At 41.3% G+C, this 3,158-nt stretch carries 3 protein-coding genes; 1 reads left to right on the forward strand and 2 read right to left on the reverse strand.

From position 1 onward, the window contains the following. Positions 1 to 27 precede the first annotated feature (27 nt). Together IQ228_RS23825 and IQ228_RS23830 are read right to left on the reverse strand one after the other, a co-directional pair. The gene (locus IQ228_RS23825) at positions 28 to 414 is read right to left on the reverse strand and encodes a co-chaperone YbbN (RefSeq protein ID WP_027403983.1); all 387 of its coding nucleotides are present in this window, start codon (positions 412 to 414) and stop codon (positions 28 to 30) included. A gap of 573 nt (positions 415 to 987) precedes the next feature. Then, positions 988 to 1,704 carry an NnrU family protein gene (locus IQ228_RS23830; RefSeq protein WP_027403982.1) on the reverse strand — a complete coding sequence of 239 codons (717 nt, stop codon included), beginning with the start codon at positions 1,702 to 1,704 and terminating at the stop codon, positions 988 to 990. Between the two features lie 167 nt (positions 1,705 to 1,871). Here IQ228_RS23830 and IQ228_RS23835 point away from each other — a divergent pair, with 167 nt between their 5' ends. Next, on the forward strand, positions 1,872 to 2,888 hold the full coding sequence (locus tag IQ228_RS23835) for a LysR family transcriptional regulator (protein ID WP_027403981.1): 1,017 nt from the start codon (positions 1,872 to 1,874) through the stop codon (positions 2,886 to 2,888). Positions 2,889 to 3,158 lie beyond the last annotated feature (270 nt).

The raw sequence follows: 3,158 nt of genomic DNA on the forward strand, positions 1-3,158 counted from the left end.
TGTATAAGAGACAGGCCCCCTGCTCTCCTACCTCCTAACTCCTGACTCCTGACTTCTGACTTCTGCTGTATCTATTTTTTCTTGACTTGTATATGTGAGTCTAATTGCTTCTAAGGCTAGACGTAAATCGTCTTTACTCCGAAAACCTTCTAGTCTTTGTCTAACTATACCTTTTTCTATCAACAGTAAGGTTGGTAATGATTTCAGTCTATAAGTATTTGATAGCTTGAAATTTTGATCAGCGTTAACTCCCACCAATTTAAGTTCATCACCACACTGAGTCTGAAATTGTGATAACAGTGGGTGAATGATGCGGCAAAGCCCACACCAGGGGGCTTCAAAATTCACCAAAACGGGTACAGGGGATTCTAAAACTTCTTGAGTAAATGTCCGTTCATTAACCGACAACACCATGATGCCTCTTGTGATTATAAGGTTTTTATATCAAAAGTTGATTGTCAGCAGGAGCAAATCGGTATAAATTACCAATTTGAATTTTAAATTTTCTAGCAACAGACAAGGCGGAGGATATCTATTGTTCGTGTCAACGCACCGTAGGTATTGATTAAATTCAGCCGACAACAGGGTTTTACTTCTAAATCGGTGATTCCTGACTCCTGACTCCTGCTATTAAGGATTTTGATGTTTCCTGCTGACAAAAAAGCCACCGTGTATACCGCGCTGGCTGCTCTACATTTCAAATCCTGATTACTACTGCTTGGGAAAAATTTGACAATGGCGACAGTGCGGGTTATTGCAGTCTCTACATTGCTACTTAATGCCTGTTTCCAGTCTGGTGGATGGCTATTGTTTGTTTACGAGTATAAAATCCACTGAAGCCTGGTGGATAAATTCTTTTTCTGATCCCATTGGGAAAAAGTTTAATGATATATGTTTGAGTTTATCGTACATTGTTTTGGTAGCAAGTGATCAGGACAAAGTTTCGTTAAATTTATATGTTTTGTTGATCTTGGGGATCACACTAAACTACCATATTATCCTACTTGTTGCCACTAATAACAAGGGGTGAGACCACCATAATAGACCTGTGAAAATGACAACCCCTAAATAAGCAGGGCGGAGAAATTCCTCCCAGTGCAAGGATTGACGACCATCAATAATCGCTTGAAAGGGGATAATGGAAGTTCGCTGTTTGACAACTTCAAAGGCTTCTCCATAACGTTGACTTAAACGGCGATCGCCATGCCATACTCCAAATATATGATGTAGTATCAACCCCATGGAGGTGACAAGGGTAAAACTAGTACCTAGCCACAGGGTATGGGCTACACACCAAATAACTTGTCCCACCATTTGCGGATGACGGGTAATACGGATAATTCCTGTTTCATAAAGATGAACTTGGGGCTTTTGAATGGCAGCAATTTCTAGTAGATTGAAGGTAGCAGGATATAAAAGTAAAAAAGATATAGCTGATAGTACCCAGACTAATGTTTTTACACCTGTTATATCCTGTAGTTGCCAAAGTTGCTGTCCGTCGTAACGGTGATTAAAAAAGTAAACAATTAATATCACAGCCAAAGGGAGGCTAATTAATGCAAAGATAATGCGATAAAGTCTTGGTCCAATGTATTTTTCTGCCCAAGGACGTAAAGCCGCCCCTCCGCTGTGAGCGATCGCAAAAACTAATTGTAACCCTAGTATGACAAAATGACTGGAGGTAAACCAATGATTGGGCATCATATATACAACTCAATTCAAAATTCAAATCAGCTAGTACCGCAAAGCAAAGTCAAAATTCACGGTTCTTCAAATGTTAACAATGCCATAAATCATGCTTAGTGACCAAACTATTCATTTCGATTTATTTTTAAAGTTACTCATGCACCCCAGTTTGTGGGTTAAGCCTTATGTCTGACCTTCCTTTTACCTTAGATCAGTTACGTATTCTCAAAGCGATCGCCCAAGAAGGGAGTTTCAAACGGGCGGCTGATAGCCTTTACGTCTCCCAACCCGCTGTCAGTTTGCAAGTTCAAAACCTGGAACGACAACTGGATGTCCCTCTATTTGATCGAGGAGGTCGTCGCGCTCAATTAACTGAAGCTGGTCATTTACTCCTCAACTACGGAGACAAAATCCTCAGCTTGTGTCAGGAAACCTGCCGCGCGATTGAAGACCTCCAAAATCTTCAAGGGGGTACATTAATTGTAGGCGCATCTCAAACCACTGGCACTTATCTTCTGCCGAAAATGATCGGTTTATTTCGACAGAAATATCCAGAAGTAGCTGTGCAATTGCACGTCCATTCAACCCGACGCACCGCTTGGAGTGTATCTAATGGTCAGGTTGATCTGGCGATTATTGGCGGAGAAATTCCCACAGAATTAGGGGAATCTTTAAAAACTGTTCCCTATGCTGAAGATGAATTGGCACTCATCTTACCTACCTCCCATCCCTTTGCTAAATTAGAAACCATCCAAAAAGAAGACCTATATAAACTACAATTCATTGCTCTTGACTCCCAATCAACTATCCGCAAAGTCATTGATCAGGTTTTAGCCCGTTGTGATATTGACACCAGACGGTTTAAGTTTGAGATGGAACTAAATTCCATAGAAGCTATTAAAAACGCTGTCCAATCAGGCTTAGGTGCTGCCTTTGTTTCTACATCGGCGATCGCTAAAGAATTACAAATGGGTGTCCTTCACCGCACCCCTATCGAAGGAGTTGTTGTGAAGCGCACACTCTGGCTGATATTTAACCCCAACCGCTATAGATCAAAAGCCGCCGAAGCATTTAGCAAGGAAATATTACCTCAGTTTGCTAACCCTGGCTGGACTGAGGATATGTTAAAATTGTCACAAATGAATTCAGTGGTAAATAGTACATTAGATGTAGTGACACCTAGCTCTTCTGATATCAGTTAAAACCTTTGTTAAGTAGTGAGACAGAATTAATTACACAATGTCATTGCGTTAGCGTTGCGTGGCGTTAGCCATATGGAACGAAGTGAAATCAAGCAATCGCCAGGGTTGTGATTGCTTCCCTTCGCTCGCAATGACTGTAAATATTTTTGTCCAATTACTTACCAGGCAAAAGTTATTATTAAAAACAAAGACCCCCTCCCCGCAAGCGATGCTTTGGGGGGAAACCGGAAAAATTAGTTCCCTCCCCAAAGCATCGGGGAGGGTTAGGGT

Source organism: Dolichospermum sp. LEGE 00246, from assembly GCF_015207865.1.
GTDB lineage: Bacteria > Cyanobacteriota > Cyanobacteriia > Cyanobacteriales > Nostocaceae > Dolichospermum > Dolichospermum heterosporum.

What these genes read in the sequence shown, in the direction of transcription:
- IQ228_RS23825 (WP_027403983.1), bottom strand. Translation starts at nt 414, where the DNA reads ATGGTGTTGTCGGTTAATGAACGGACATTTACTCAAGAAGTTTTAGAA.
- IQ228_RS23835 (WP_027403981.1), top strand. Translation starts at nt 1,872, where the DNA reads ATGTCTGACCTTCCTTTTACCTTAGATCAGTTACGTATTCTCAAAGCG.
- IQ228_RS23830 (WP_027403982.1), bottom strand. Translation starts at nt 1,704, where the DNA reads ATGATGCCCAATCATTGGTTTACCTCCAGTCATTTTGTCATACTAGGG.